1 protein-coding gene is annotated in these 532 nt (G+C 75.8%); it reads right to left on the bottom strand.

The window, feature by feature from the left end:
* Positions 1 to 141: 141 nt before the first annotated feature.
* Positions 142 to 330: a hypothetical protein gene (locus tag A6302_RS26405; RefSeq protein ID WP_069308553.1), complete on the bottom strand. Its 189-nt coding sequence runs from the start codon at positions 328 to 330 to the stop codon at positions 142 to 144.
* Positions 331 to 532: the final 202 nt, after the last annotated feature.

A 532-nucleotide genomic window follows, 5' to 3' on the forward strand; every position in this document is an offset into this window, starting at 1 on the left:
AATTCGGCGAGCACGTCCTCGGCGAGCGGCGAGGACGGGCGGATGCGGTCGTGGGCGAGCAGCGCCTCCTGCAGCAGGGCGTGGCCGAGCCGGGCGCCGCTGCCGTGGTCGCGACGATGAAGCCCCAGCCGCCGCAGGCGGTCACCCGCCCGCCGACCCGGGAAAAGAAGATCGAGCCGGTGCCGAGGATCGCGATCGCCCCGTCGTCGTCGCCGAAGGCGCCTGGAGCGCGATCAGCCCGTCGGAGACGATCTCGGCGCTGGCAAAGGGCAGGCGGGCCCGCACGTAGGCGACGGCGTCGCCGACATTGTTGCCGGCAAGGCCGAGCACCGCATGCGCCGCCCCGACCGCGGCCGGTTCGATGCCCGCGACCCGGAAGCTTCGGCCGTGGCGGCGGCGATGCTGGCGAGCGCCTCGTCGGGCGCGGTGAGGATGTTGGCCGGCCCGCCCTGTCCGCGTCCGAGGATCCGGCCGCTGTCATCGGCCACGGCCGCCCGGCAGCCCGGTGCCGCCGCCCGTCGATGCCCACCCG

Origin of the sequence: Methylobrevis pamukkalensis (genome assembly GCF_001720135.1) — a bacterium.
Classification (GTDB): domain Bacteria; phylum Pseudomonadota; class Alphaproteobacteria; order Rhizobiales; family Pleomorphomonadaceae; genus Methylobrevis; species Methylobrevis pamukkalensis.